The sequence below is a fragment of the Bradyrhizobium valentinum genome, assembly GCF_001440405.1.
GTDB classification, from domain to species: Bacteria; Pseudomonadota; Alphaproteobacteria; order Rhizobiales; family Xanthobacteraceae; genus Bradyrhizobium; species Bradyrhizobium valentinum.
This window is the reverse complement of sequence record NZ_LLXX01000161.1, coordinates 126,692-152,941: the sequence shown is the minus strand read 5'-3', so window position 1 is coordinate 152,941 and position 26,250 is coordinate 126,692. Positions and strand designations below refer to the sequence as shown.

Genomic DNA, 26,250 nt, shown 5'->3' with positions numbered 1-26,250 from the left:
TGATCCGATTGGATTGAATCGGATCATGATTTCATTTTCTCGTTTGAGCATGATCTCTTCGGAAAACCGGTTCCCACTTTTCCGGATCATGCTAGCCAAACCGCCCGGTGATGTAGTCCTGGGTGCGTCGATCGCCGGGCGAGGTGAAAATCTTGTTGGTGTCGTCGAACTCGATCAGCTCACCGAGATACATGAAGGCGGTCTTGTCCGAGACGCGCGCCGCCTGCTGCATGTTATGGGTGACGATGGCGATGGTGTAATCCTCCGCCAGCTCCTGGATCAGCTCCTCGATCTTGGCGGTCGAGATCGGGTCCAGCGCGGAACAAGGCTCGTCGAACAGGATCACTTCGGGCCGCACCGCCACCGTCCGCGCGATGCAGAGCCGCTGCTGCTGGCCGCCGGACAGCGACAGGCCGGAGGCGTTCAGCTTGTCCTTGACCTCGTTCCACAGCGCGCCGCCGCGCAGCGCCTTCTCCACCCGGCCGTCCATCTCGGACTTCGAGATCTTTTCATAGAGGCGAATGCCGAAGGCGATGTTTTCGTAGATCGTCATCGGAAACGGCGTCGGCTTCTGGAACACCATGCCGACGCGGGCCCGCAGCAGATTGAGATCGAGCTTGGGGTCGAGAATGTTGGTCTGGTCGAGCATCAACTGACCGGTCGCCTTCTGGCCGGGATAGAGGTCGTACATCCGGTTGAAGATGCGCAGCAGCGTGGACTTGCCGCAGCCCGACGGGCCGATGAAGGCGGTGACGCGGTGGGTGCCGAGCGTCAGGTTGATGTTCTTCAGCGCGTGGTGCTCGCCATAGTAAAAGTTCAGGCCGCGGGCAGTCACCTTCGGCGCAGCCTCCGGCAGCGCCACCTGCGGAACGGGGCCGTTCGCGTTACTCACGGATACGGAGAGTTCGGTCATTTGGATGTCCTCTCGGCGCCAAGAATGCGCGCGCCAATATTCAGGGCAAGTACGGTAAGCGTGATCAGCAGGGCCCCGCTCCAGGCGAGCTGCTTCCAGTAGACATAGGGGCTCTGCACGAAGTTGTTGATGGTGACCGGCAGGTTCGCCATCGTCCTGGTCAGGTCGAGGCTAAAGAACTGGTTGGACAGCGCGGTGAACAGCAGCGGCGCGGTTTCGCCGGCGACGCGGGCGGTCGCCAGCAGGACGCCGGTGATAAGGCCGGCGCGCGCGGCGCGATAGGCGATCCGGCGGATCACCAGCGAGCGCGGCAGGCCGAGCGCGGACGCCGCCTCGCGCAGCGGATTGGGCACCAGCCCCAGCATGTCCTCGGTGGTGCGGACCACCACGGGGATCACGATCACGGCGAGCGCCAGACAGCCGGCAAAGGCCGAGAAGCCGCCCATCGGCACCACGATCGCGCCGTAGATGAACAGGCCGATGATGATCGAAGGCGCGGAGAGCAGAATGTCGTTGATGAAGCGGATCACCGAGGTGAGCCTGTCGTGCTTGCCGTATTCGGCCAGATAGGTTCCGGCGAACAGGCCGAGCGGCGCACCGATACCGACCCCGATCACGGTCATCATGATCGAGCCGATGATGGCGTTGCGCAGGCCGCCATCGGTCGAACCGGGCGGCGGCGTATCCTGGGTGAAGACGGCGAGGTTGAGTCCGGCGAGGCCGTTATAGAACAGCGTGAACAGGATCAGCGCGAGCCAGGTCACGCCGAACGCCGCGGCGCCCAGGCACAGGAACTTGATGATGATATTCTTGCGGCGGCGGGAGACGTAAATCGGGTTCATGTCAGTTCCCCGCCTTCTTTTCCAAACGCATCAGCATCAGCCGCGCGGCAGCAAGAACGAAGAACGTCAGAATGAACAGGAGCAGGCCGAGCAGGATCAGGCCGGACTGATGCAGCCCGTCGCTCTCGGCGAATTCGGAAGCGATCGCCGCCGAGATCGTGGTGCCCGGCGCGAAGATCGAGGACTGGATCTTGAACGAATTGCCAATGATGAAGGTGACCGCCATGGTCTCGCCCAGCGCACGGCCGAGCGCCAGCATGATGCCGCCGATCACGCCGACGCGGGTGTAGGGGATCACCACGTTGCGAACGACTTCCCACGTGGTGCAGCCGACGCCATAGGCCGCTTCCTTCAATACCGGTGGCACCGTCTTGAAGACGTCCACCGAGATCGCGGTGATGAACGGCAGCACCATGATCGCCAAAATCAATGACGCATTGAACAGGCTGAGATACGAGGGCGGGCCGGCGAAAATCGTCCCCAGCACGGGAACGCCGTCGAACACTTTGATCATGAATGGCTGGAACGAGTCGGCCAGAAACGGGCCCAGCACGAAGAAGCCCCACATGCCGTAGATGATGGAGGGAATGCCGGCAAGCAGCTCGATGGCCAACCCGATGGGACGGCGCAGCCAGATCGGGCAAATCTCGGTCAGGAATATCGCGATGCCGAGGCCGATCGGAATGGCGATCATCATCGCAATAAAGGACGTGACCAACGTGCCGTAGACCGGACCGAGCGCGCCGAGCACTGGCGGGTCGGCAGACGGCGCCCAGCGCTGCGTCCACAGGAAGCCCGCGCCGTATTCCCGGATCGCCGGCCAGGCGCCGATAATAAGCGAAATGATGATGCCGCCGAGGATGAGCAGAACCGAGATCGCGCAGGCGCGCGTAATCCAGTAGAAGGTGACGTCGCCGAGCTTGAACGCGCTGAGAGCCTTTGCGCGATCGTAAGGTCCGGCAGCGTCCATCACGTCGCGTTCAACCGCCATTTCTGCCACGCCAATCCCCTGTACTTATAGTCCAACGACCCGGACTTCGGTGCACGGCTTTTTCGGCTCGCGCATTGTTCTTGCCTCTCTTGTCCCGAGAGGGGTGCTCAACCCGGGCATTCCGGGTTGAGCAATCGTGTTGCGAAGCGCTGGACCGATCAGCTCTTGATCTCGGAGGCCCAGGTCTTTTCGATCTGCTTGACCACCGAGTCCGGCATCGGGATGTAGTCGAGCTCTTCGGCCATCTTGTCGCCCTTCTCAAACGCCCATTTGAAGAACTTGATGGCTTCCTGGGACGCCGCCTTGTCGGTTGCATCCTTGTGCATCAGGATGAAGGTCGCGCCGGTGATCGGCCACGACGCCTCGCCGGCCTGGTCGGTCAGAATGACGAAGTAGTTCTTGGCGCTGGCCCAGTCGGCATTGCCAGCCGCGGCCTGGAATGCCGAAATGGTCGGCTGCACGGTCTTGCCGGCCTTGTTGACCATCGCGCCGTAGGTCAGCTTGTTCTGCTTGGCATAGGCGTATTCGACGTAGCCGATCGAGTTCTTGGTCTGGCTGACATTGCCGGCGACGCCTTCGTTACCCTTGGCGCCAACGCCCGTCGGCCACTCGACCGTGGTGCCGGAACCTGCCTTGGCCTTCCACTCGGCGTTGGTCTTCGAGAGATAGTCCGTCCAGAGGAATGTCGTACCGGAGCCGTCGGAGCGGCGCACCACGGTGATGGCGTCGCTGGGCAACTTCAGCTTCGGATTGAGCTTGGCAATCGCAGGATCGTCCCACTTCTTGATCTTGCCGAGATAGATGTCGCCGAGCAACTCGCCGGAGAACACCAGCTCACCCGGCTTGATGCCTTCGAGGTTCACGACGGGCACCAGCGCGCCCATCGCTTGCGGCCACTGAATCATGCCGTCCTTTTCAAGCTGCTCGGGCTTGAGCGGCATGTCGCTGGCGCCGAAGGTCACGGTCTTGGCCACGATCTGCTTGATGCCGGCGCCGGAACCGATCGACTGATAGTTCAGGCCGTTGCCGGTCTCCTTCTTGTAGGCGTCAGCCCACTTCGAATAGAGCGGGAACGGGAAGGTCGCGCCTGCGCCGGTAATGTCGGCAGCGAAGGCCGACGTCGATGCGGCAACGAGGCCTGCAGCGACGATAGCTTTCATGAAATTCATGGTCGTCTCCATCTGTGTGAGCGAAGCGTCTGTTACGCCCGATCGCGCTCACGCCCGCCCGTTTAGGCGCGGTCGATAGAGCTTTTACGAAGGTTAGATGACAGTTGGATGACAGTAACAAGCAATTGAAATCGCTTGACTTTAGTGCGCTGACGGGGCCTTGGCCTGGGGAAAACAGGCAGTAAAGGTGGCCCCATTTTTGGGCACGCTTTCGATCAAAAGCCGGCCGCGATGACGGTTAAGAATATGTTTCACCAGCGATAAACCCAGCCCGGTTCCACCCTGCGCCCGGCTGTCGCCGACATCGACCCGATAGAAGCGTTCGGTCAGCCGCGGCAGATGTTCCGGCGCGATGCCGGGGCCGAAATCCCGGACCATGATACGGACTTCCGGGGCGCCCTCGCCAGATGTGGCCTGGATCAGGGTGACGATGACCCGCCCGCCGGACGCGCCGTATTTGAGCGCGTTCTCGATCAGGTTTTCGAACAGCCGCAGCAGCTCCTCGCGATCGCCCGCGATCGTCACCGGCGCAGTGGGCAGATCGATCTCGATTTCGACCTGGCGTTCCCGGGCCAGCGGCTCCAGCCCGTCGGCGACCTGGCGAATGATCGGCACGATATCGACGCAGGCGTCGGGCCGGACATGGGCCGACAACTCGACCCGCGACAGCGACAGCAGATCGTCGATCAGCCGCGCCATTCGCGTCGCCTGGGTATGCATGATCGACAGAAAGCGTTCGCGCGCCTTGGCGTCGTCCTTGGCAGGGCCCTGCAGCGTGTCGATGAAGCCCGACAACGCCGCCAGCGGCGTCCGCAGCTCATGGCTGGCGTTAGCGACGAAATCGGCGCGCATTTCCTCGACCCGCCGCAGCGGCGTCTGGTCGTGGAAAGTCATCAGCATGCATTTTTCGGTGCCGCCGAACAGCGTCGGCACCGGGACCGGCGTGATGATCAGTTCCATCCAGCGGTCGACCGGCACCTGGTCGAGATAGAGCGCCCGGCGCGGTTCGCTGGTCGCGATCGCCTCGCGAAGCGCGGTGATGATCTCGGGCGAGCGCAGCGCGAACTGTGCGAGTTCGTTCTTGCGCAGCGCCGGCGCGAGCTGGGCCGCCGCCGCATTGAGATGAATGACACGCCCGGCGCGGTCGAGCAGCACCGCCGGATCCGGCATGCCGGCAACGACCGCGCTGACGGCTGCCGCCTCGACCGGACTGACGGCGCGAACATCCTCGCGGGAACTGCCGGCATCGTGCAGCCGCCAGGGCACCAGCGCAGCGGCTGCGATACAGATGAAAACCGCCACAGCGCGCGCCGGCGAGAGATCGGCGAGCAGCACGAGCGCGCACAGCGCGAGGCCGGCGGCCAGCAGGATGATGGCCGAATGCCGCAACCGGTCCGGCCACGGTGCAAAGATGGAGGAAGTGGTGGAATTGTCTATTGCCATTGCGCGGGCCTTCTTCCTCTATTGATGAGGCATCCGCCGCACCATCAGGCGCCCGTGTCTCCACGTTCGCGCACATAGACGGCGGCTTCATGCCTCGTCGGCTCGGCGCCGGCGCCGGACGCCAACTGGCGCAGGCGCTTCGATCGCGCGCCGAGGATAATCTCCCGAAGCGTCAGCAAGATTACAGATATGACAAAAGGACCAATATAATAGAGGACGCGGAACAGCAGCATGCCGGCGAGCAGTTCCTCCCGGTCCAGCTGCCAGAGGCCGACCAGCATGGCGGCATCGAACACGCCGAGCCCGCCCGGCGAGTGGCTGGCAAACCCCAGTAGCGTGGCCGAGACGAAGATCACCGCGACGACGACAAAGCCCAGATTGGGCTCGTCCGGCACCAGCACATACATCGCCAGAGCACAGAAGCCGAGATCGACGATGCCGATCGCGATCTGCAGCAGCGTCAGCGGCCCGCCCGGCAGCGTAACCGTCCACGGCCCGCGGCCGACGCTGCGCGGCTGGACCCAAACCCAGAACACATATCCGATCAGCGCGATGATGATGCCGAACGCCGCGAGGCGGTTGAGCCAGACCGGCAACTGATCGATCGAAGCGGCGGCTTCCGGGTGATAGGCGATGCCCAGTCCCAGCACGGCGGCATTGCCGAGCCAGAAGGTCAGCCCGGCCAGGAAGCAGATCTTGGCGACGTCGATCGCGTTCAACCCCCAGGCCGAATAGATCCGGTAGCGCACCGCGCCGCCGGTGAACACGCTGGCGCCGACATTATGCCCGATCGAGTAGGAGGTAAAAGCGGCAAGCGCGTTGACGCGGTAGGGGATGTGGCCGCGGCCGATCGCGCGCACCGCGAACCAGTCATAGAAGGTCAGCGTGAAATAGCCCGCCGCCACGAACAGCGCCGCAAGCGCGATCTGGCGCGGCTCGGTGCGCTTGATGGCGTCGATCACCTCATTGGCGTCGATGCCGCGGAGCATGTGATAGAGCACGTAGCACGCAACGGCGATGACCGTGATGCTGATCAAAACGCCGAGCTTGTGCAGGACCTGCTTCTGGCGCAGAAACGAGATCGCCCTGCGTATTGCTTCCAGCATCTACACCTCGAATTGCGCTGCTGCGACGATGGCAATGGCGCGAACCCCGCCGATGCTACGCTGCTCCCCTACCCCTCTGCTAGCGCGTTTTGAGCCGGAGTGGAATTCGCCTGACGACAATAAAACGCGCTTCTTCAACATATTAGGCGCCAGTTGGGGACGGTAGAAGTACGGTTTTGCAGCAATCCCGCCTCCCGAGGGCGATTCGCGACCATAGCCGGGGCTGGTCAATAACGCGTGACAATGACGGCGGTGCAACTGGCGGGCTCATGGCGCAGTCAGGCCGGCGGCGCGCTGCGCGAAACCACCCAGCCGCGCAGCCACGATCCGACCGCACAGCCAAAGAGATAGAGCGCGAACATGATCAGGCCGAGATCGAGCCAGTAGCCGAAACGGCCGGGCACGACACGCGCAAGCGCGGCGCCAACCAGCGCCGCAACCAAGGCCGAAAGCCACCATCGCAGTTTTCGCGAGACGCCGTTGCCGTGCTGAACCACGGATATCCAGCCCATGGCGAAGCCGACCAGCCCCGACGCCAGGAGCCACCCCCAGTAGAATGTGGTCAGATAGGCCATGCTCACTTCACCACGAAATCGATGCGGCGGTTCTGCGCCTTGCCCTGGTCGGTCTCGTTCCCCGCAATCGGCTGCGTCGAGCCATAGCCGACCGCGCTGAAGCGGTTGGCCGGCAATCCCGCCTTGACCAGATAATCGGCGACCGCCTGCGCACGCTGCTCGGACAGACCCTGGTTGGCCGCCTCGTCGCCGTCGGTATCGGTATGACCTGATATCTCGATATTGGCGGTCGGACAGCGCAACGCGGTTTCGATCAAACGGTCGAGCAGGCCGGCAGAATCCGCAACAATATTGGCCTTGCCGGTTTCGAAGCGGATCCGGGCCTTGCCGAGCAACTCCGCGAATAATTGCTGGCAGACGGTCGCATCCACAGGCGCCGCGGCCGGCTTGACCGAGATTTCCGGCTTGAATTGCCAGCCCTGCGGAAAGTCCTTGCCGAGGCCGCCGCGAATCTCACTGGCGGCGGCTTCATAGAGCGCATCGCCGGACAGCTTCACCTCCCGGTCGGAGACGACGAGCGTACCGGTCGACAGGCGCGACAGCGCGCCGAGCGCTGATACCGCCGCGTTGGCGAAGCCCGCGGGCGCGCCTACGCTCGCCTTGAGGTTATCAACGACCTTTTCGCTGAAGAACTTGCGTCCCGCCGCAGCCACCAGCGCGGCGTGGACGTTGCTGTCCGGCACGTTGCCGGTCAGCGTCAGCGTCAGCGCGACGGGATCCTTGTAGGCCTGGAAGATGTAAGGCGGCGCCTTGACCTCGTTGGCCGCGACCGAAAAGCCCTCGGGCAGATTTTTCAGCGCGGCGACGATGGCTTCCCGGCCGCCGAGCTCGCGCGCCATGCCGGACAGGCTGACCTTGGTGTCCGACAGCGTGATCTTGCCGTCCTTCAGCTTGCCGACCAGGTCGAGCAGCAGCAGCACGGCGTTGTCGAAACGCGGCGGCGCGCCGCGCGACAGATTCATCCGGTCGACCACTTCGACGCCGCCGAGATTGGCCCGGGCCGCGTCCATCAGCCGGCCCCTGCTCGCCGGCAGGGGCGAACTGCCCGATAGCGTCACCCGTAGGACGTCACGCTCGGCCGACCAGACAAACGGCTTGGCTTCCGGAACGAGCCGGGTTTGATCATCAACCAGCCGCACGCCCGGTACCGCCGCAACCGACGCCACGGCACTCTGCCTGCCGTCTTCCGAGAATGCATCCGCCGCAAGTGTCACGTCGCGGCCTGCGACCGAGATTCGCCTTTTGTCGAGGATGGTATCCTTGAGGGCGGCGGCCGAACGCTGCGCCAGGTCGATCTCCAGCGGCTCAGTGCTCGTCCAGGCCGCGATAGCCCAAAAGATGACCAAAGGAATGACGCCCGGCCACCATTTGCTACTCCACCTGAAAAGTCCGTGCATTCGAGTTCCCGCGGGGTCCGGATCGGAGAGAAAACAAACCCTTGCCGGGCTGTCAAACCCGAAATGTCGCAGGAGCCGAAGAGCTCTGAAATTGGTCCGGCTAACTGTTTCTTCAGCGGTCTTTCGCTAGTTTCTCCCCGTAAATAACCGGGCAGCCCTGCATCTCGATGAAACTGCTTCGCAACACCGTCATCCGCGTCGGACTGGAGGCGCTTTACTTCTCCGGCGCGCATTTCCTGCTGCGACCAATCTTCGCAGGCGTCGGCGCTATTTTCATGCTGCACCACGTCCGACCGCGACGCGACGTCGAGTTTCAGCCCAATCATCATCTCGAGGTCGAGCCGGAGTTCTTGCGCGCCATGCTGGCGCATCTTCGCGCGCTCGACGTCGACATCGTCACCATGGACGAGGTGCATCAGCGACTCCAGGAGCGCAATTTCGCGCGGCGCTTCGCCTGCTTCACCCTCGATGACGGCTATCGCGACAATCGCGACTACGCCCTGCCCGTGATGCGTGAATTTGGCGCGCCCCTTACGGTTTACGTAACGAGTGATTTCGCCGAGGGCACCGGCCGGTTGTGGTGGGTCGCCCTCGAGAAGGCGATCGCAAAGGCATCCTCGATCGAAGCCCCGATCGGCGGCGTCAAGATCCGCTTCGACGCATCGACGCCGGCTGCCAAGCAGGCGGCGTTCGACCGCATGCACGACTGGCTGCGCGCACTACCGACCGAACACGACATGCAGCGCGAAATCTCCGCGCTATGCACGCGATATGACGTGGACGAGACTCCAATCGCCCGCGACCTCTGCATGTCCTGGGAAGAATTGAAAGCGTTCGCGGACGATCCGCTGGTGACGATCGGCGCGCATACGATCACGCATTGCAATCTGGCGCGGCAGAGCGAAGAGACCGCTTCGTTCGAACTGGCCACCGGCCGTGCACGGATAGAAGCTAAGTTGCAGCGGCCGGTGCTTCATCTCGCCTATCCCTATGGCGACCGGATCGCGGCGGGCCGGCGCGAATTCAAACTGGCGAAAGCGGCAGGATTCAAGACAGCGGTCACGACGCGGCCGGGCATGATCTTCCCGGAAAGCGCCGACCACATGACCGCGCTGCAGCGTGTTTCGCTGAACGGCAACTACCAGGACGCGCGTATCCTCCCCGTCCTGACCTCCGGCGCCGCCACCGCGATGTGGAACGGTTTTCGCCGCATCGACGCGGCCTGAAATCTCTCCATACGTCGTCCCTGCGAACGCAGGGACCCATACCCACCGGCTTCGATTGTTGCAGAAGGTAGCGGCTCCATCGCTCAACGGATAGGCCGCGGCGTATGGGTCCCTGCGTTCGCAGGGACGACGAACTGGTGTCCTTGACTTGCCGCCCTGCCCCGCCCAAAACCGGCGGCAAAGCAATGGAGGCACGCATGTTCAAGGATCTGTTTTCGCTCAATGGCCGGGTCGCGCTGGTGACGGGCGGATCACGCGGCATCGGCAAGATGATCGCGGCCGGCTTTCTCGCGCAGGGCGCGGCAAAGGTTTACATCACCGCGCGCAAGGCAGGTCCCTGCGAAGCGACCGCGCAGGAACTCTCCGCCGCCTATGACGGCGAATGCATCGCGCTGCCGATCGACATCTCTACCGTCGCGGGCTGCGACAAGCTTGCCGCGGAGATCATCAAGCTGGAGCCGAAGCTCGACATCCTCGTCAACAATGCAGGCGCTGCATGGGGCGCGGAATTCGACGAATTCCCCGAAAACGGCTGGGACAAGGTCATGGACCTCAACGTCAAGTCGCTGTTCTTCCTGACCAAGGCACTGGCGAAACCGCTGCGCGCGGCGGCTTCGCACGAACGGCCTGCCAAGGTCATCAACATCGCGTCCGTCGACGGCATCTTCGTCAACCCCAGCGAGACCTATTCCTATGCCGCGAGCAAAGCTGCCGTGATCCATCTGACGCGGCGCATGGCGACGAAGCTGGTCAAGGACAATATCCATGTCACCGCAATCGCGCCGGGCGCGTTCAAGTCGGACATGAACCGGGCCGCGCGTGACCACTCGGACGAAGTCGCAAAGCGTATTCCGGCGCGGCGTATCGGAACCGACGAGGACATGGCGGGGATCGCGATCTATCTCGCCTCGCGCGCCGGTGATTACGTGGTCGGCAACACCATCGCAGTCGATGGCGGGGTGGTCTACGCAAATGCGGGGCTTGAGATCGCTGGGTAGTCACAGCCCGCGATGCCACGTCGTCCCGGCGAACGCCGGGACCCATACCGCGTGATTCATCAATAGCGCATGATGACAGACGCCGTGCCAAACAACGACGGTCGGTGGTTATGGGCCCCGGCTCAAGGCCGGGGCGACGGAGAGAATCACGGCTCGTCCTTATCGTATTCGACATCAGCTTCGGGCGCGTTGGGCAGCTCGCGCTCCAGCGCCTCGCGATAGCGCAGGCAGCCGCGCAGGAATTTCGGCCAGGGCGGGACGGCCACGTCAGGCGTGACGCGCTCGGGCAACAGTCCCCAGAGATCGGGATGGTGCCAGCACAGGTCGTGACCGGTGCTGTCGCGGTGCGTGCGGATACCAGCTCTTAGACGTTTCACCTCCGCGACCAATTGGTCGCGGTCCATTGCGTCGAGATCTCGGTCGGGGTCCATGTTACTGCTCCCCGATGACGGGGCGGTTCAGGTCTCGATCTTCACGTACTCGAAATCGCCGGGCTTGTTGTCGATGCCGACCTTCGGCGGCGAGATCCAGTTGGCGTAGACGCCGACTTCGGTCACCGGCTTCATCAGCGAGGCGATGAAGTCGCCGTCCTGCGTCGAAGGCAACCATTCGCTCTTGCGTTGGTTCCAGGTGGCGTCATCGATCAGGACGCCGTCCGGCGTGGCGTGGATATCCTTGAACTCGCCGATGTGGCGATGGAACGCGACGTTCGGCAGCGTCAGCTTGTACTGATAGCCGGCGAGCGAAATGATCTTGTTCCAGCGCAGCATGCCCTTGACGCAATCCTGCGTGTAGTCGTCGCGCAGCCGCATGTTGAGCGCGGTCAGTGCCGGCTCATCGACGCGCTTGATCACGCCATCGATCAGCTTGAGCACCGGATAGGTGGCGTTCTTGAGCTGATGGTCGTCGTCGATCTGGGTCTCCTTGTAGCGGCCCTTGATGCCGGCATTGAAGGCGTTGGCGGCGTTGGTCGAGACTTCCGAGCCGAAGAGATCGAGCGACAGCGAATAATGCAGGTTCAGCTTCTTCTGGATGGTCGGCAGGTCGATCACGCCGAGCGCCCGAACCTTGGCGACGTCGGTGGGATCTGAGATGCCGGCTTCTTTCATCGCCTCGCAGGTGCGCTGCACGACGCGGCTGATGCCGGTCTCTCCGACGAACATGTGATGCGCCTCTTCGGTCAGCATGAAGCGGCAGGTGCGCGACAGCGGATCGAAGCCGGACTGCGCGAGCGAGTGCAACTGCATCTTGCCGTCGCGGTCGGTGAAGTAGGTGAACATGAAGAACGACAGCCAGTCCGGCGTTGCTTCATTGAAGGCGCCGAGCATGCGCGGTGAGTCCGCATCGCCGGAACGGCGGCGCAACAAATCGTCCGCCTCCTCGCGGCCGTCGCGGCCGAAATATTTCTGCAGCAGATAGACCATCGCCCAGAGATGGCGGCCTTCCTCGACATTGACCTGGAACAGGTTGCGCAGGTCATAGAGCGAGGGCGCGGTCTTGCCGAGATGGCGCTGCTGTTCGACGGAAGCCGGCTCGGTGTCACCCTGGATCACGATCAGGCGGCGCAGCGTGGCGCGGTGTTCGCCTGGGACTTCCTGCCAGGCCGGCTTGCCGTAATTTTCGCCGAAGGGAATGACGCGGTTTTCTTCCTGCGGCGCCAGCAGAATGCCCCAGCGATATTCCGGCATCTTGACGTAGTCGAACTTGGCCCAGCCGCGCGGATCGACCGAATAGGCGGTGCGCAGGTAAACGAGCGACTGCTGAAAACCTTCGGGGCCCATGTCGCCCCACCAGTCCATGTAACCGGGATGCCAGCCCTCCAGGGCTTTCAGCACCTGGCGGTCTTCACTGAGATTCACGTTGTTGGGGATCTTGGTCGAGTAGTCGACGTTCATGAAGTTCATGGCCGTGCTCCTTGGAGTCGTTCTGGCATCTTGCTCTACCGTCATCCTGAGGAGCGGCGGCTTCGCCGCGTCTCGAAGGATGCTGGCCTGGTACCAATCATCCTTCGAGGCTCGCTTGCGCTCGCACCTCAGGATGACGGCGGAAGTTCTCTCTAAACTCTCGTCATATCGAACTGCGCCTTCTGGCCGGTGCCGTAGCGGCGCAGCGCGCCCTCTTCGCCGACCGCATTGGGGCGCTGGAAGATCCAGTTCTGCCACGCCGTGAGGCGCGAGAAGATTTTCGATTCCATGGTCTCCGGCCCGACGAAGCGCAAGTTCGCTTCCATGCCGGTGAGGCCGTCGGGCGAGAAGGAGGTGCGCTCTTCCAGGAACACCCGCACCTCGTCGTCCCAATCGATATCGTCGAGCGCGAAGGTGACGAGGCCGAGTTCTTCGGCTTCCTCCGCATCGAGCGTGGTGCCGATGGTGGCTTCCGCGCGCTCCAGATCGGACGGATCGGCCTGGAAGCGCGATTGCAGGCGGGTCAGGCCGTGGCTCATTGGATAGGGGCCGAAATTCATCGCGGTGAGCTGGATCGCCGGAGGCTGGCGGTTGTCGCCCTGCCGCGAGCCGATCAGCATGTAGGAACGGTCGGCGGCGAACACGAGTTCGGCCAGCGTGCCTGCGAAGCAGGAGCCGGGCTCGACCAGCGTCACCAGCGTGCGCGAGGTGACGTCGATGCGCTTCAAGACGCGCTTCCAGTAGTGCCTGATCTCGTTGACCAACCAGTGCGCCTTGTTGTCTTCGAGGAAGGTATCGCAGGCCACCACATTGGCGGCGTCGCCATGCGACTTGAACACCAGCATCGCAATTTCGAGTTCGTTGATGCGTAAGTGCAGGATCGCATCATCAAGCTCGCGCGCCACCTGCAGCGGCCAGAACGACGCGCCTTGCGCGACCAGGCCGTCGATATCATCAGGCGGGGCCGCCTCCGGCGCCTTGATCGAAATGGTCGCGATCCGTGCGGCGCGGTCGATGTCGACGCTGACAAAACCGTAGCGGATGCCGCTGTCGTCGATGGCGCGATTGAGCGGCGAAAGCGCGATGCCCTTGCCGCTGCCGTTGCGCTTCGAGGCGGCCGCGAATTCCTTGGCGCGCTCGGCGACCTTGCCTTCGAGCTTGCTGTTCGGCGCGATCTCGTCGACCAGCCGCCATGCGACGGCGCGCTTGCCCTTGATGCCTTCCTCGATGGTGCAGAAGAAATCAGCGTGGTCGCGGCGCACCTTGCGCTTGTCGACCACGCGCGTCAGCCCGCCGGTACCCGGCAGCACCGCGAGCAGCGGCACTTCCGGCAGCGCCACGGCGGCGGCGCCGTCGTCGGCCAGGATGATGTGATCGGTCGCGAGCGCCAGTTCATAACCGCCGCCGGCCGCGGTGCCGTTGACGACGGTGATGAAGCGCTGCCCGGAATTTTCCGATGAATCTTCCAGGCCGTTACGGGTCTCGTTGGTGAATTTGCAGAAGTTGACCTTGTGGGCGTGGGTCGCCCCCGCCAGCATGCGGATATTGGCGCCGGCGCAGAACACGCGGTTCTTGCCCGAGCGCATCACCACCACCTTCACTTCCGGATGCTCGAAACGCAGCCGCTGCACGGCGTCCGCGAGCTCGATGTCGACGCCGAGATCGTAGGAATTCAGCTTGAGCTGATAGCCTTCGAACAGGCCGGCGTTCTCATCGACATCCATGGTGAGGGTCGCGACCTCGCCCTCGACGGCGAGCTTCCAGTGCCGGTAGCGCGACGGATCGGTTTGAAAATCGATGTATTTCGCGCCGCCTGCGAGGACGCGATCTTCACCGGCCATGGGCCACCCTCTGTCGTTTTCTTAAGGTTTGCTTGGTTCGTTAGATGCACAATAGTGCATGTTTTTGATCGAGTCTAGTATAAAACGCCGAAACATGCATTTTGTTTCATGTTCGGCTGGCTGCGGCGAATGCCACCCAATCGGCCGTGGAGAGCAGCGGCCGGGCCAGTTTGGCCTTGATGAGGGCAGCCAGCGCCGTGACCGGGAAGCCGTCGGCAAACCCGTCGCCGCCGGCACCGCGCGCACCAAGCGCCTCGAGCTCGCCGAGCGCTTCGCCAAACAGGCGCGAGGCGACATGCGGCTTCTGCATGCGCAGCCGCAAATTCGCGGTCGCGATCAGGATACAGGCGCGCAACAGAATCCGTTCGCGGCCACCCTGCGGCGCTGCCGCCCATACCGCTTCCAGGATCTCCTGGGCCTCCCAGAAGTAGCCGTGGTCGTTGAGCATCATGCCGTAGCGCAGCGCCGGATGGCGCGCCGGCACGTAGCCGCGGAAGCGCGGCGGCACCAAAACTGCGATCTGCGACAGCGTTTCGTAATCGGCGCCGGCTTGCTCGGACTGGCCAGGTACATAAGCCCATCGCGGCAGCGGCAGATTGCCGGTGCCTGAGGGCGTGGTCATAGGGACATCGTCCCGGAAAACGTCAGGGAAGGCGCATTGCGAAATGCGTTACGCGGCCCGTCCCTGCGAGCCGTCATCGACGTGCAACACCGCGTTTGCGAACTCCAAAATCGCATCGAGCGTCGCCCCCGGCGCTTCGCGATGCGGCTGATGTCCGGCTCCCGGGATGACAGTCACATCGACCGGACAGTAGCACTCTTCCCGCGCGATCTCGACCTGGCGCATTGTTCCATACTGGTCGTCCACACCCTGCAGGATCGCCACCGGTACGCGGATATAGGCGAGGTACTCGGAAATATCCCAGTTGCGGAATTGTGGATCGAGCCAGGCGCCGTTCCAGCCATAGAAGGCGTTGTCGACATCCTTGTGCCAGCGGGCCAGCTTCTCCTTCAGGTTCGTGGTCTCATAGGCGTTCCGGATCTGCGCAATCGAGGCCACCGAAATATCCTCGACGATGAAATGCGGGGCGATCAACGCGAGGCCCTGGACGCGGTGATCCTGATGCGAGCCCGCATAGATCGCCGCGATCGAGGCGCCGTCGGAATGTCCGAGCAACAGGCCGCGGCGAAAGCCGATCTTGTCGAGCAGTTTCGGCAGCACGTCGAGCGCCTCGCCATGCATGTAGTCGAGCGGCCGCGGCAGTTTCACCGGCGTCGAATGGCCATAACCGGCGCGCGAATAGACGAACACACCGGCGCCGGTCGCGGCCTGCAGTTTTTCGGGAAAGTCGCCCCACAGCCCGGCCGATCCGAGCCCCTCATGCAGCACCACGATGGTCGGCGCGGCCTCGGGCGACGGGCCGATCATGCGGTATTCGAGATGTGAGGCGCCGACGGTGAGAAAGCCGGAGGGAGTAAGGGTTGTCATTGTAACCGCTCCCTTCACAACACGGCGCGGTGAGCCCTCTCCCCCCTTGCGGGGGAGAGTTGGAGAGAGGGGTAGCCACGGGCACCGCCGTTGCGGCTTACCCCTCTCCCTAACCCTCCCCCGCAAGGGGGGAGGGAACGACCGTCTTCTGCGGCAACACGTTGCACTTCAACTGACAGGCACATCATGACTTCGCCGTCTCACCATCCCGCAACTTGAACCGTTGAATCTTCCCCGTCGCTGTCTTCGGCAGACTGTCCACCACATCGATCCAGCGCGGATATTTCCACGGGCCGATCTTCTGCTTGACGTGCTCCTTCAGCGCCTCATGCAGATCATCGGTCCTGGCGCCGGCGCGCAGCACGACGAAGGCTTTTGGTTTCAGCAATCCTTCCGGATCGGCCTCGGGCACGACGGCGGCCTCTAGCACGGCCGGATGGGTGATCAGCGCGCTCTCGACCTCGAACGGCGAGACCCAGATGCCGGAGACCTTGAACATGTCGTCAGAGCGGCCGCAGAAGGTGTAACGGCCATCGGCGTCGCGGATGTATTTGTCGCCGGTGCGGGTCCAGTGGCCTTCAAAGGTTTGCCGGCTCTTGGCGCGCTGATTCCAGTAGCCCTCGCCGGCCGATGGCGCATCGACCAGCAATTCGCCGACCTCGCCATCGGGCACCTCGGCGCCTGCTTCATTGACCAGCCGCACCTTGTAGCCGGGCACGGGTCGGCCGGAGGATCCGTATTTGATGTCGCCGGGCGCGTTGGAGAGGAAGATGTGCAACAGTTCGGTCGAGCCGACACCGTCGAGAATGTCGACGCCGAAGCGCGCCTTCCAGGCATTGCCGACGGACTCCGGCAGCGCCTCACCGGCCGAAGTGCATATGCGCAGGCGATTGCCGGCGCGCGCGTCCTTCAGCGCCTCGTCGTTGAGCATCGCGGCGAACAGAGTCGGCACGCCGTAGAAGATGGTCGGGTTATACTTGTTCATCAGCACGAACATCGCGGCCGGCGTTGGCCGGTCGCTGTTCAAGACTGTCGACGCACCAACCGACATCGGAAACGTCAGCGCATTGCCGAGGCCATAGGCGAAGAACAGCTTGGCCGCCGAGAGACAAACGTCGTCCTCGCAAATGCCGAGCACCTGCTTGGCGTAGGTTTCCGCCGTCGCGGCGAGATTGGCATGCAGGTGGCGCACGCCCTTGGGCATGCCGGTTGAGCCGGACGAATAGAGCCAGAACGCCGGCTCCTCGGCATGGGTCGGCACAGTCGCGAAGGAATCGCTTTCGCGCGCGAGCTCGTCGGCGAGCTTCTTGTGGCCGTGCGCATCCTTGCCGGAGACGACGACGTGCTCGAGATCCGGCATCCTCCCGACGATGTCCTTGACCACCGGCAGCAGCGCGTCAGAAACGAACAGCACGCGTGCGCGGCAGTCCGCCAGCACATAGGCATATTGATCCGACGTCAGCAGCGTGTTGAGCGGCACCGGCACAATGCCGGCGCGGATCGCGCCGAGAAAAACGCTGGGGAAGTCCACCGTATCCAGCATGATCATCGCGACGCGCTCTTCGCGGCGGACGCCGAGCCGGCGCAGCATGTTGGCGACGCGGCAGCTTTGCTTCTGCAGATCGCCGTAGGTGAGCTCGGAGACGGTATCGGTGAAGGCGAGCTTGGCCCCACGGCCCTCGTCGACATTGCGGTCGAGCAGCCAGGTCACCGCATTGTACGAACCGGACATGCCGCTCACGACGCCGCTCCCTGAGTTTTAAGAATTATAATTCATACAAAGACACCAGCGGCGCTTGCTGTCAATCCTCATCGGCATTATGTTTCCGAAATCCGTTCACCAGCAGGTAAAGCCGAACGAGGGAAATGACCGAGGCCAGCGACCCCGAAACCGGCTTTCTCGAGCAGCTTGGCCAGCGTGTGCGCACCATGCGCGCCCTTCGCGGCATGTCGCGCAAGGTGCTCGCCAAGGTATCGGGAATTTCCGAGCGCTACATCGCGCAGCTCGAAAGCGGCAAGGGCAATGTATCGATCGTGCTGCTGCGGCGCGTGTCGAACGCGATGGGCGCGCATCTCGAAGACCTGATTCCCGCTACCGAGCCGGCGCCCGACTGGGCCGTGATCCGCGATCTCCTGCGCAAGGCAACGCCGGCCCAGATCGCGCAAGCCAAGGACGCGCTTGCCGGCGGCGGCCTGTCGGCGCAGCGGCGGATCTCCTTCGCCGGCATCGCCCTGATCGGCCTGCGCGGCGCCGGCAAATCCACACTCGGCAAGATGCTGGCGAAGAAGATCGGCTGGAAGTTCGTCGAGCTCAACAAGGAGGTCGAGGCGCAGAACGGATTGTCCGTCGCCGAGATCATCGCGCTCTACGGCCAGGAAGGCTTTCGCCGCATGGAGCAGGCGGCGCTTTCGCAATTGCTGGCGCGAAAAGAGTTAATGGTGCTGGCGACCGGCGGCGGCATCGTCTCCGAGCCGCTGACCTTCGACCTCATCCTGTCGTCGTTCTACACCATCTGGCTCAAGGCCGAGCCGGAAGAGCACATGGCCCGCGTCCGCGGCCAGGGCGATCTGCGCCCGATGGCGGACGATCGTTCCGCGATGGCGGAGCTGCGCAACATCCTGGTCAGCCGCGAGCCGCTCTACGCCCGCGCCTCCGCCGTGGTCGATACCGCAGGGCTTTCGGTCGACGCCGCAGCTACGCGGCTGGTCGATGCGGTCGCGCCGGTGCTGCACGACAAGCACGCCTTCGGCCTGCGCAGCGCGGTCTCCTGATCTCCCAGCCATAGCACTATCACCTATCGGGTAGGGCTCCGCTCGTACAACCGCATGGCCGCGGTTAACCACGGCACGAGCTTCATGCTGCAACACACCCTTTAATTGTGTTACCAATTCGTTAATCGAATGGAGAGGAACTATGCTCGAGCGTCGTCACCTGCCCAGAAACCGCGTCTATTATGGCGGCCTCGTCGCGTTCAACGGCCGCAGCTCGACGATCGCCTGCGCCGTGCGCAACTTCAGCATGTTTGGCGCGAAGATCGAATTTGAAGGCGCGGCCCTTGTCCCCGACGAGGTGGACTTCGAAATCGAGCGCAAGGCAATCTCGTGTACGGCGCGCCTCGTCTGGCGCAGCCGCGATGCGGCGGGCCTGGTGTTCGGCAATGTGCACGAGGACAGCGGCGTCGTTCCGCTGCACTGGGTGCGCAAGCTGCGCGCCAGCGAACGAGCCAACAGGCAGCTTCAGTCCCGCCTCGATCAGCTCCTTTCCGAATACTGAGTGCGGTGATGTCAGGTCGGACCGCATGAGTGCGGTTGAAGGCGAAGACGCCCACCTTCTTGCTACCGCCAAGCCGCCGAAAGCCCGGCCGCGCCGGTTGCGCACGATACTGCCGGCCGTGTTGACGACGCAGTACACGATCATCGCGATCATCGTCAGCGTCACGGTCGCGGGCACGCTGCGCTATCTGGTGACACCACAGATCGTCGCCAAGTTCGAAGCGATCGAAGCGGCGCTCAAGCGGTTGCCCTCTCCATAACGCGTTTGAAGCTCATGAAGCTGCTTTTCCTCCATGGAGCGCCCGCGGCCGGCAAGCTGACGGTCGCCAAGGCGCTGCTCCGGATCGTGCCGGGGCGGCTGATGGACAATCACGCCGCCATCGATCTGGCGCTCACGGTCTTCGACTTCGGCGCGCCCGGATTCTGGGAGCTTGTCCATGACGTCAGACGTTCGGCCATTGATGCTGCCGCCGAACATCGCGTGCCGCTGCTGGTCACGACCTTCTGCTATGCCGAGCCTGACGACCGAGAGCAATTCAGGCAGATCGAGGAGATCGTGCAACGTCGCGGCGGCGAATTGCTTCCGGTCTTCCTGCACTGCTCGCGCGAAGAAGCATTGAGCAGGGTCGGCAATCCTGATCGGGTCGCTCGGCGCAAGATAACTTCAGGGGAGCACCTGATCCTGGAGCTCGACCGCTACGACCTCACCGCCGTGCCGCGGCCAGATTGTCTGAGGCTGGATACCGGGATGAACCCGGCGGAAGTGACCGCGCAGGCGATCGTGCGCCGCTTCGGGCTCAACGCCTAGAACGCAGGTCGAGCAACGTGCTCGGACTCTCTTCTTCATATCGAGGCGTCCACCCCGTCATTGCGAGCCAACGGATCGTGCGAATGCGCGCCCGATGACAGGCTCCGCGAAGCAATCCATCGCGTGACGCTGGGATAGAATGGATTGCTTCGTCGCTTCGCTCCCTTGCGCAAACGCTTCGCGTTTGTCGCAGGCAATGACGGCGAACGCTTCCGTCACATCAGCAGCGATTTCACCGAGGCCGCGGCCTCACGCAATTGCGGCAGGAAGCGTTTGGTCATCTCGGCCGCGGATACGCGGTCGACATGCGCGCCCATGTTGATGGCGGCGACGATCGCACCGTCGTAGCGGCGGACCGGCACCGAGACTGAGCGAAATCCCGGTTCGGCTTCGCGATCGACCAGCGAATAACCTCGCGCACGATCGGCAATGATCGTCTTCAACAGCAGTTTTCTGTCGGTCACGGTAAAGGGTGTCAGGGCTGCGAGATCCATCCGGTCGAGCGCCGCGGCCAGTTCGTCGTCTGATAGCCGCGACAGCAGGACACGACCGACCGAGGTGCAGAAGGCCGGCAGCCGGTAGCCGATATCGATTCCTGCGGAAAATATCCGCGTCGGGCTGGCGCGTGCGATGAAGACGACGTCGTTGCCATCGAGGATCGCCATCGAAGAGATTTCCTGCGCCTCGCTCGACAATCTATCGAGCGCCGGCTGCAGCACCGAGACGACATGATTGGAAGCCAGAAAGCTTGATGCCAGCACCAGCACGCGCGGCGTGAGGCGAAACAGCTTGCCGTCGCTTGCGACAAAGCCGGCGCGTTCGAGCGTGAAGAGAATCCGCCGCGCGGTCGCGCGCGGCAGCTCAGCCGCCTTGGCGAGGTCGCTCAACGTCATGGGCTGCCGGCTGCCGCCGAACAACTCCAGCACGCGCAGCCCGCGGTCGAGGCTTTCGATGAAATCGGTCGCGCCGCGGTTGTCAGCGGCCGCTGCGCGCTTAAGCTTGGGCATCGCTGCCTCCATAATCCGCTTGCCTCGGGCCCAGCCTACGCTAAAATCGCACAAAAGTTCAATAGGCGAACAAATTCCAGCTAGCGGAGATCCTCGCCATGATGAGCCAGGAAGCGAACGACCTGATCACCCGCACCGGCCGCAAGGACCCGTGCGGCAAGCTGATGCGGATGTACTGGCAGCCAGCGGCGCTGGTCGACGAGTTCGGGGGATCGCGGCCGGTTCGACCCGTCAAACTGCTCGGCGAAAACCTGGTGCTGTTTCGCGACGAAGAAGGCCGCTACGGCCTGATCGACCGCCACTGCGCGCATCGCGGAGCCGACCTCGCCTTCGGGCGGCTCGAGCATGGCGGCTTGCGCTGCGCCTTCCATGGCTGGCTGTTCGATGTATCCGGCCAATGCCTGGAGACGCCGGCTGAGCCGAAAGATTCAAAGCTGTGCCAGGGCATCAGGCAGCGCTCCTATCCCGTGGTCGAGAAGAGCGGCATCCTCTGGGCATATTTGGGCGAAGGCGAACCGCCGGCATTCCCGGAGATCGACTGCTTCGTCGCGCCCGATAGCCATACCTTTGCATTCAAGGGCCACATCAATTGCAACTGGCTGCAGGCGCTTGAAGTCGGCATCGATCCGGCACACGCCTCGTTCCTGCACCGCTTCTTCGAGGATGAGGACACCTCGACCGCCTACGGCAAGCAGTTCCGCGGCGCTTCCGCCGGAAGTGACATGCCGATGACGAAGATTTTGCGCGAATACGACAACCCGATCATCAATGTCGAGCATACCGAATACGGGCTGCGCCTGATCGCGCTGCGCGAGATCGACGAGGAGCGTACCCATGTGCGCGTCACCAACCAGCTCTTCCCGCACGGCTTCGTCATCCCGATGAGCCAGGAGATGACGATCACGCAGTGGCACGTGCCCATCGATGACGAGAACTGCTACTGGTACGCGATCTTCACCAGCTACACGGCGCCGGTCGACAAGAAGAAGATGCGCGACCAGCGCCTCGAATTGTACGAACTGCCGGATTACACCTCGCGCAAGAACAAGAGCAACGATTACGGCTTCGATCCGCACGAACAGGCGACCGAAACCTATACCGGCATGGGCAACGACATCAACGTCCACGACCAGTGGGCGGTGGAATCGATGGGCGCAATCCAGGACCGCACCAACGAGCACCTCGGCACGTCGGACAAGGCGATCGTGCAGTATCGGCGCCTGCTGCGGCAGGAGATCGAAAAGGTCGTCGGCGGCGAGAAGCCGTTCATGTTCTTAGACAGCGCCCATGCCCGCAGCATCCAGGGCCCGGCGACCATGGATGGCATCGGGCCGACGCGCGGCTGGGAAATCTACTGGATGGAAGTCGACGTCAAGCGCCGCCGCGGCGCGCCGTGGGCCGCGCCGGTGCCGACGGAGATCGCCGGGAAGGTTGCGCACCTGACGGCGGCGGAGTGAGATTTGTGGCACCGTCATTCCGGGATGGTCCGAAGGACCAGACCTCAGGTGTGCAATTGCACACCGGGGAATCTCGAGATTCCGGGTTCGATGCTGCGCATCGCCCCGGAATGACGGAAGATGGGGGATTGGCGTTGAGTTTTGTGAAACGTCACGGGCTGTGGTCGAAGGAGCAGCAGGAGGCCGCCAGCCGCTTGCGCAAGATCGTCGAGGAGAAAAATCTCGAAGTCCTCAGGTTGTCATTTCCCGACCAGCACGGCATCCTCCGCGGCAAGACGCTGGTTGCGGGAGAAGCGCTCGCCTCGCTCGAAAGCGGCTGCTCCCTCACCACGACGATGCTCGCCAAGGACACCTCGCACAAGACGGTGTTTCCGGTGTTCACCGCCGGCGGCGGCTTCGGCATGAAGGAGATGGAGGGCGCCGCCGACGTGTTGATGGTGGCTGACCCCACCACCTTTCGCGTGCTGCCATGGGCGCCGACCACGGGCTGGCTGCTGTGCGACCTTTATTTCGCGGACGGCCGCCCGGTGCCGTTCGCCACGCGCAACCTCTATCGCAAGGTCCTCGATCAACTGGGAAGCCGCGGCTACGATTTCGTCGCGGGGCTCGAGGTCGAATTCCATCTCTTCAAGCTCGACGACGCGCATATGGCGCCGGAGGATGCCGGCCAGCCAGGGCGTCCTCCTTCAGTGAGCCTGCTCTCGCACGGCTATCAATACCTGACCGAGCAGCGCTACGACCAGATGGAGCCGGCGCTCGAAATCATCCGGCGCGACGTCCTGGCGCTCGGCCTTCCCTTGCGGTCGGTCGAGGTCGAGTTCGGCCCGAGCCAGTGCGAATTCACCTTCCAGCCGACCACGGGACTGGATCCCGCTGACAACATGGTGCTGTTCCGCTCGGCCGTTAAACAGATCGCGCGCCGCCACGGCTATCACGCCACCTTCATGTGCCGGCCGAAATTGCCCAATGTGTTCGCCTCCGGCTGGCACCTGCATCAATCGCTGGTGTCGCGCGCCAGCGGCGAGAATGCCTTCATGGCAAGCGACAAGGACGAGCTGCTGAGTCCGTTCGCAAAACACTATCTTGCGGGACTTCTGGAGCACGCGCGCGCGTCGACCGTGTTCACGACGCCGACCATCAACGGCTACAAGCGTTACCGCTCCTACTCGCTGGCGCCGGACCGCGCGATCTGGGGCCGCGACAACCGCGGCGTCATGATCCGCGTGCTCGGCCGCCCTAATGATGCCGCCACGCGGCTGGAGAACCGCATCGGCGAGCCCGCGGCGAACCCGTATCTTTACATGGCCTCGCAGATTCTCTCAGGCCTGGACGGCGTCGACCGCAAGCTCGATCCGGGGCCGTCAGCGGATGCACCGTACGAGACCAAGGCGGCGCTACTGCCGAAATCCTTGCGCGAAGCCGTGGTCGCGCTGCAGGACGATCCTTTCTTCCGGCAGGCGCTGGGGCCGGAGTTCGTGGACTACTACGTCCACATCAAGAACGCGGAGATCGAACGGTTTCAGGCCGAAGTGTCCGACTGGGAGCACCGCGAATATTTCGAGATGTTTTGAGATCAGATCCAGCTCCAACTGGCCGACAACAGTATTGCCGCGGTCAGCGTCACGGTGCTGAGAAGCGTGCTTGCGATCAGCATCGTGCCGATCTGGGCCGATGCCACGCCATAATGAACCGCAAACAGCACGCCGAATGCGCCTGATGGCACCGCCATCAGCATGACCGCGACACGCGCCTCTGCGCCATCAAGCAGCGGCAGGGCCAGGAGTGCGGTCAGCAGCGGCTGAATCACATTCTTCACCGCGACCGTCAATCCGACATTGGCGGAAAGTTTTACAGGCTGTGCCGACAACACGAGCCCGGTGAGCAACAACGCCGTTCCCGATGCACCCTGCCCGACCAGGGTCAGCGTGCTGTCGAGCAGGGGCGGTATCGGCAATCCCGTCAGCGAGCACAACAGGCCGAGCACCGGCGCGATCACGATCGGCTTGAGTAGCGCTTTTTTCATGACCGTGACGGTATTCGCTCCCTTCCCGCCGGCGGATTCCAATATCAGGAGCGAAAGCGGCGTCACGACGATGGCAGCCACCGCCACGGCCACGGCGACCGAGATCGAGGCCGATTGGGAGAACAGCGCCGAGACGATCGGCAGCCCCGCCGAACCGACATTCGGGCCCGATGCAGTCAACGCAATCAGTGCGCTCTCGCGCCGGTCACCGCCGAACCAGCGAGATTGCACGAGATAAGTGACGCAGTACGCAATCAGCATCGACGCCAGCAACACCAAGGCGAGCTGCGCCTGATTGGTCATAGCACTCCGGGAAGCCTGCGCCATCGCCGTGAACAACGCGGCGGGCAGCGCGAAATCCATGACCAGTGTATTGAGCGAGCCCGTGTTGTGCGCGTCAAACTCCCTGGTTTTGCCGGCCGAATAGCCGAGGGCCATCACAAGGAACACAGGCGCCAGCGACGCTAATATGGTCATGGTCTGGGTCATGGTTTGCTCCGTTTGACGTATGGGCGTTCGAAAGGCCTGACGTGTCTTCAGTTCACCTTCCTCGACCGGAGCCGCAAACGGCGGCCCCGGCCTTCCGAGATTCCCACCTGGTCAAGCGGCGACGCTGGTTGCTTTCGTGCTCTCGCCAACCGGCATGCCGGGGTAGAAGCTCGCAAGCCAATGTACGATTGCGTGACGCGCAACCGCCGAGTTTCCGAGCTGGCAATGCTGCTCCGCTCCTTCGCGCGCGGTGAATATCCGCGTCGTCACAGAGCGGGCGCAAACGAGTTCGCGCATGGTCCGATGGACCCAGCCGACGTCGAACAGATGATCCTGCTCGCCCTCAGTAAGCAGGATATCCTGCTTGACGTTGTGCAAGATCCCGTTGAGCGAGTGCTTCGCGATCTCCGTGAGGAAATCGTATGGCGTCTTGGTTCCGGTGATGTGCATTCCCTGAACAACACACCATTCGAATACAGAGCTCGGCAGGCGCTCCTCGGCCACGACGGCCTCAGTCCCCTTGCGGTCGCCGGCCTTGAACAGCGAGATCAGCTGTTGTGCCTTGCCGGGGCGCATTTGCTTGAGCGTCATATCGAGACCTGAATACGACGTGGGCATCGAGATGATATGCTTGATCCGGGACTCGAACGCGGCCGCGCGGATCGACATGTAGCCACCGCAGGACGCGCCCAGCCAATCGACCGCGTCGAGCCCGAAGTAGTCGATCGCCGCCTTAGCCGGCTTCTCCCACGCATGATCCAGATAGATCCCCTGCCGCAGGGCGCCACCCTGGCCGGGCCCGTCGAAGGCGATGACGGTAGTTCCAAGTTCGGTCAGCGGGAGAAGAAAGTTGTAGAATTCCTCAACGAACGAATCGTATCCACCGGTGAAGATCAGCGTGCTGCGTTCCTTGCCCCTTGCCTGCAGCCTGAAGCCCGGTAGATGTCCGCCGGAATATGGAATGGCGATGCGCTCGTAGCCGGCGACACCTTTCATTCCGAGAGCCCAGTTTCGCGCAAAGTCGTCGTAGAGCCCGTTGCGCACGTCGCCGGCCGGTAAATAGAACTCGGCGCCGTGATAATAAGAGGCAGCGTCCAGATATCGCTTCTCGGCTTCCGCTTTTTTGGCGACCTCAAGCCAGACCATGTACCAGGATTCGTAATCCTTGATGCGTGGCGCGATGGCGCTGAGCTCCTTGAGGCGCGCTGGTGACATCCCGTCAAGCAGCGGCCGGTTGAACGTGTAATTCATTCCCGGGTCGGGCAACATATGGATAAACGGCATGGTGTTAGCTCCATT

General features: G+C 63.1%; 25 protein-coding genes. 8 read left to right on the top strand and 17 right to left on the bottom strand.

Annotated elements, in window-relative coordinates:
- Positions 1-91: 91 nt before the first annotated feature.
- From pstB to CP49_RS28905, 8 genes are all read right to left on the bottom strand, one after another.
- Positions 92-913: a phosphate ABC transporter ATP-binding protein PstB gene (gene pstB / locus CP49_RS28940; protein WP_057853527.1), complete on the bottom strand. Its 822-nt coding sequence runs from the start codon at positions 911-913 to the stop codon at positions 92-94.
- Entirely contained in the window at positions 910-1,755 is an 846-nt protein-coding gene (pstA, locus tag CP49_RS28935; protein ID WP_057853526.1) for a phosphate ABC transporter permease PstA, read from the bottom strand. Before pstA ends, pstB begins: the two co-directional genes overlap by 4 nt.
- 1 nt (position 1,756) lies before the next feature.
- Positions 1,757-2,755, bottom strand: a complete 999-nt coding sequence (gene pstC, locus CP49_RS28930; protein WP_156438717.1) for a phosphate ABC transporter permease subunit PstC — start codon at positions 2,753-2,755, stop codon at positions 1,757-1,759.
- A gap of 149 nt (positions 2,756-2,904) precedes the next feature.
- Positions 2,905-3,915, bottom strand: coding sequence for a phosphate ABC transporter substrate-binding protein PstS (pstS, locus tag CP49_RS28925; RefSeq protein ID WP_057853559.1), 1,011 nt, complete (start codon positions 3,913-3,915; stop codon positions 2,905-2,907).
- Between the two features lie 141 nt (positions 3,916-4,056).
- A complete protein-coding gene (locus tag CP49_RS28920; protein ID WP_057853524.1) occupies positions 4,057-5,358 on the bottom strand; it encodes an ATP-binding protein in 1,302 nt (433 codons plus the stop codon).
- 44 nt (positions 5,359-5,402) lie between these two features.
- Entirely contained in the window at positions 5,403-6,464 is a 1,062-nt protein-coding gene (locus CP49_RS28915) for a lysylphosphatidylglycerol synthase domain-containing protein (protein WP_057853523.1), read from the bottom strand.
- A gap of 278 nt (positions 6,465-6,742) precedes the next feature.
- Positions 6,743-7,039: a hypothetical protein gene (locus CP49_RS28910; RefSeq protein WP_057853522.1), complete on the bottom strand. Its 297-nt coding sequence runs from the start codon at positions 7,037-7,039 to the stop codon at positions 6,743-6,745.
- 2 nt (positions 7,040-7,041) lie between these two features.
- Positions 7,042-8,436, bottom strand: a complete 1,395-nt coding sequence (locus CP49_RS28905) for an OmpA family protein (protein WP_057853521.1) — start codon at positions 8,434-8,436, stop codon at positions 7,042-7,044.
- A gap of 167 nt (positions 8,437-8,603) precedes the next feature.
- On the opposite strand from CP49_RS28905, the gene CP49_RS28900 reads away from it, so the two are divergent.
- Together CP49_RS28900 and CP49_RS28895 are read left to right on the top strand one after the other, a co-directional pair.
- Positions 8,604-9,662: a polysaccharide deacetylase family protein gene (locus tag CP49_RS28900; protein ID WP_057853520.1), complete on the top strand. Its 1,059-nt coding sequence runs from the start codon at positions 8,604-8,606 to the stop codon at positions 9,660-9,662.
- Positions 9,663-9,859: 197 nt separating this feature from the next.
- Entirely contained in the window at positions 9,860-10,660 is an 801-nt protein-coding gene (locus CP49_RS28895) for an SDR family NAD(P)-dependent oxidoreductase (RefSeq protein WP_057853558.1), read from the top strand.
- A 146-nt stretch (positions 10,661-10,806) separates the two neighbouring features.
- Here CP49_RS28895 and CP49_RS28890 read toward each other — a convergent pair whose 3' ends face one another.
- The 6 genes from CP49_RS28890 to CP49_RS28865 form a co-directional block, all read right to left on the bottom strand.
- A complete protein-coding gene (locus CP49_RS28890; protein WP_057853519.1) occupies positions 10,807-11,091 on the bottom strand; it encodes a hypothetical protein in 285 nt (94 codons plus the stop codon).
- A 27-nt stretch (positions 11,092-11,118) separates the two neighbouring features.
- Positions 11,119-12,555 (bottom strand): benzoyl-CoA 2,3-epoxidase subunit BoxB, encoded by a 1,437-nt coding sequence (boxB, locus tag CP49_RS28885; protein ID WP_057853557.1) that lies wholly within the window; start codon positions 12,553-12,555, stop codon positions 11,119-11,121.
- 161 nt (positions 12,556-12,716) lie between these two features.
- Positions 12,717-14,405 (bottom strand): 2,3-epoxybenzoyl-CoA dihydrolase, encoded by a 1,689-nt coding sequence (boxC, locus tag CP49_RS28880; RefSeq protein ID WP_057853518.1) that lies wholly within the window; start codon positions 14,403-14,405, stop codon positions 12,717-12,719.
- A gap of 106 nt (positions 14,406-14,511) precedes the next feature.
- Complete coding sequence (locus tag CP49_RS28875; protein ID WP_057853517.1) at positions 14,512-15,027, bottom strand: DUF309 domain-containing protein; 516 nt, start codon at positions 15,025-15,027, stop codon at positions 14,512-14,514.
- Between the two features lie 48 nt (positions 15,028-15,075).
- Positions 15,076-15,894 carry an alpha/beta fold hydrolase gene (locus CP49_RS28870; RefSeq protein WP_197423268.1) on the bottom strand — a complete coding sequence of 273 codons (819 nt, stop codon included), beginning with the start codon at positions 15,892-15,894 and terminating at the stop codon, positions 15,076-15,078.
- Positions 15,895-16,078: 184 nt separating this feature from the next.
- Positions 16,079-17,626: a benzoate-CoA ligase family protein gene (locus CP49_RS28865; protein ID WP_057853515.1), complete on the bottom strand. Its 1,548-nt coding sequence runs from the start codon at positions 17,624-17,626 to the stop codon at positions 16,079-16,081.
- Positions 17,627-17,760: 134 nt separating this feature from the next.
- Between CP49_RS28865 and CP49_RS28860 the strand changes: the two genes are divergently transcribed.
- From CP49_RS28860 to CP49_RS28845, 4 genes are all read left to right on the top strand, one after another.
- Positions 17,761-18,666, top strand: a complete 906-nt coding sequence (locus tag CP49_RS28860; protein ID WP_057853514.1) for a helix-turn-helix transcriptional regulator — start codon at positions 17,761-17,763, stop codon at positions 18,664-18,666.
- Positions 18,667-18,808: 142 nt separating this feature from the next.
- Positions 18,809-19,168: a PilZ domain-containing protein gene (locus CP49_RS28855; protein WP_057853513.1), complete on the top strand. Its 360-nt coding sequence runs from the start codon at positions 18,809-18,811 to the stop codon at positions 19,166-19,168.
- 25 nt (positions 19,169-19,193) lie between these two features.
- The gene (locus CP49_RS28850) at positions 19,194-19,427 is read left to right on the top strand and encodes a hypothetical protein (RefSeq protein ID WP_057853512.1); all 234 of its coding nucleotides are present in this window, start codon (positions 19,194-19,196) and stop codon (positions 19,425-19,427) included.
- A 14-nt stretch (positions 19,428-19,441) separates the two neighbouring features.
- A complete protein-coding gene (locus tag CP49_RS28845) occupies positions 19,442-19,975 on the top strand; it encodes a P-loop nucleotide/nucleoside kinase family protein (RefSeq protein ID WP_057900907.1) in 534 nt (177 codons plus the stop codon).
- A 215-nt stretch (positions 19,976-20,190) separates the two neighbouring features.
- Here the strand turns inward: CP49_RS28845 and CP49_RS28840 are convergent, their stop codons facing one another.
- Positions 20,191-20,982, bottom strand: coding sequence for an IclR family transcriptional regulator domain-containing protein (locus tag CP49_RS28840; RefSeq protein WP_057853556.1), 792 nt, complete (start codon positions 20,980-20,982; stop codon positions 20,191-20,193).
- Positions 20,983-21,080: 98 nt separating this feature from the next.
- Between CP49_RS28840 and CP49_RS28835 the strand changes: the two genes are divergently transcribed.
- Complete coding sequence (locus CP49_RS28835; RefSeq protein WP_057853510.1) at positions 21,081-22,439, top strand: aromatic ring-hydroxylating dioxygenase subunit alpha; 1,359 nt, start codon at positions 21,081-21,083, stop codon at positions 22,437-22,439.
- A gap of 134 nt (positions 22,440-22,573) precedes the next feature.
- Positions 22,574-24,010, top strand: coding sequence for a glutamine synthetase family protein (locus CP49_RS28830; RefSeq protein WP_057853555.1), 1,437 nt, complete (start codon positions 22,574-22,576; stop codon positions 24,008-24,010).
- A gap of 2 nt (positions 24,011-24,012) precedes the next feature.
- On the opposite strand, the gene CP49_RS28825 is transcribed toward CP49_RS28830, so the two are convergent.
- Both CP49_RS28825 and CP49_RS28820 read right to left on the bottom strand, forming a co-directional pair.
- Entirely contained in the window at positions 24,013-24,951 is a 939-nt protein-coding gene (locus tag CP49_RS28825) for an AEC family transporter (RefSeq protein ID WP_057853509.1), read from the bottom strand.
- Between the two features lie 111 nt (positions 24,952-25,062).
- A complete protein-coding gene (locus CP49_RS28820) occupies positions 25,063-26,235 on the bottom strand; it encodes an alpha/beta fold hydrolase (RefSeq protein ID WP_057853508.1) in 1,173 nt (390 codons plus the stop codon).
- Positions 26,236-26,250: the final 15 nt, after the last annotated feature.

Bases quoted from the DNA above. Each gene is read 5' to 3' on its own strand.
- CP49_RS28845 (WP_057900907.1), top strand. From the start codon at position 19,442: ATGAAGCTGCTTTTCCTCCATGGAGCGCCCGCGGCCGGCAAGCTGACG.
- CP49_RS28850 (WP_057853512.1), top strand. From the start codon at position 19,194: ATGAGTGCGGTTGAAGGCGAAGACGCCCACCTTCTTGCTACCGCCAAG.
- boxC (WP_057853518.1), bottom strand. From the start codon at position 14,405: ATGGCCGGTGAAGATCGCGTCCTCGCAGGCGGCGCGAAATACATCGAT.
- CP49_RS28870 (WP_197423268.1), bottom strand. From the start codon at position 15,894: ATGACAACCCTTACTCCCTCCGGCTTTCTCACCGTCGGCGCCTCACAT.
- CP49_RS28855 (WP_057853513.1), top strand. From the start codon at position 18,809: ATGCTCGAGCGTCGTCACCTGCCCAGAAACCGCGTCTATTATGGCGGC.
- CP49_RS28895 (WP_057853558.1), top strand. From the start codon at position 9,860: ATGTTCAAGGATCTGTTTTCGCTCAATGGCCGGGTCGCGCTGGTGACG.
- pstB (WP_057853527.1), bottom strand. From the start codon at position 913: ATGACCGAACTCTCCGTATCCGTGAGTAACGCGAACGGCCCCGTTCCG.
- CP49_RS28820 (WP_057853508.1), bottom strand. From the start codon at position 26,235: ATGCCGTTTATCCATATGTTGCCCGACCCGGGAATGAATTACACGTTC.
- CP49_RS28875 (WP_057853517.1), bottom strand. From the start codon at position 15,027: ATGACCACGCCCTCAGGCACCGGCAATCTGCCGCTGCCGCGATGGGCT.
- CP49_RS28900 (WP_057853520.1), top strand. From the start codon at position 8,604: ATGAAACTGCTTCGCAACACCGTCATCCGCGTCGGACTGGAGGCGCTT.
- CP49_RS28920 (WP_057853524.1), bottom strand. From the start codon at position 5,358: ATGGCAATAGACAATTCCACCACTTCCTCCATCTTTGCACCGTGGCCG.
- pstA (WP_057853526.1), bottom strand. From the start codon at position 1,755: ATGAACCCGATTTACGTCTCCCGCCGCCGCAAGAATATCATCATCAAG.
- CP49_RS28890 (WP_057853519.1), bottom strand. From the start codon at position 11,091: ATGGACCCCGACCGAGATCTCGACGCAATGGACCGCGACCAATTGGTC.
- pstS (WP_057853559.1), bottom strand. From the start codon at position 3,915: ATGAATTTCATGAAAGCTATCGTCGCTGCAGGCCTCGTTGCCGCATCG.
- CP49_RS28915 (WP_057853523.1), bottom strand. From the start codon at position 6,464: ATGCTGGAAGCAATACGCAGGGCGATCTCGTTTCTGCGCCAGAAGCAG.
- boxB (WP_057853557.1), bottom strand. From the start codon at position 12,555: ATGAACGTCGACTACTCGACCAAGATCCCCAACAACGTGAATCTCAGT.
- CP49_RS28840 (WP_057853556.1), bottom strand. From the start codon at position 20,982: ATGCCCAAGCTTAAGCGCGCAGCGGCCGCTGACAACCGCGGCGCGACC.
- CP49_RS28860 (WP_057853514.1), top strand. From the start codon at position 17,761: ATGACCGAGGCCAGCGACCCCGAAACCGGCTTTCTCGAGCAGCTTGGC.
- CP49_RS28905 (WP_057853521.1), bottom strand. From the start codon at position 8,436: ATGCACGGACTTTTCAGGTGGAGTAGCAAATGGTGGCCGGGCGTCATT.
- CP49_RS28835 (WP_057853510.1), top strand. From the start codon at position 21,081: ATGATGAGCCAGGAAGCGAACGACCTGATCACCCGCACCGGCCGCAAG.
- CP49_RS28825 (WP_057853509.1), bottom strand. From the start codon at position 24,951: ATGACCCAGACCATGACCATATTAGCGTCGCTGGCGCCTGTGTTCCTT.
- CP49_RS28910 (WP_057853522.1), bottom strand. From the start codon at position 7,039: ATGGCCTATCTGACCACATTCTACTGGGGGTGGCTCCTGGCGTCGGGG.
- CP49_RS28865 (WP_057853515.1), bottom strand. From the start codon at position 17,626: ATGTCCGGTTCGTACAATGCGGTGACCTGGCTGCTCGACCGCAATGTC.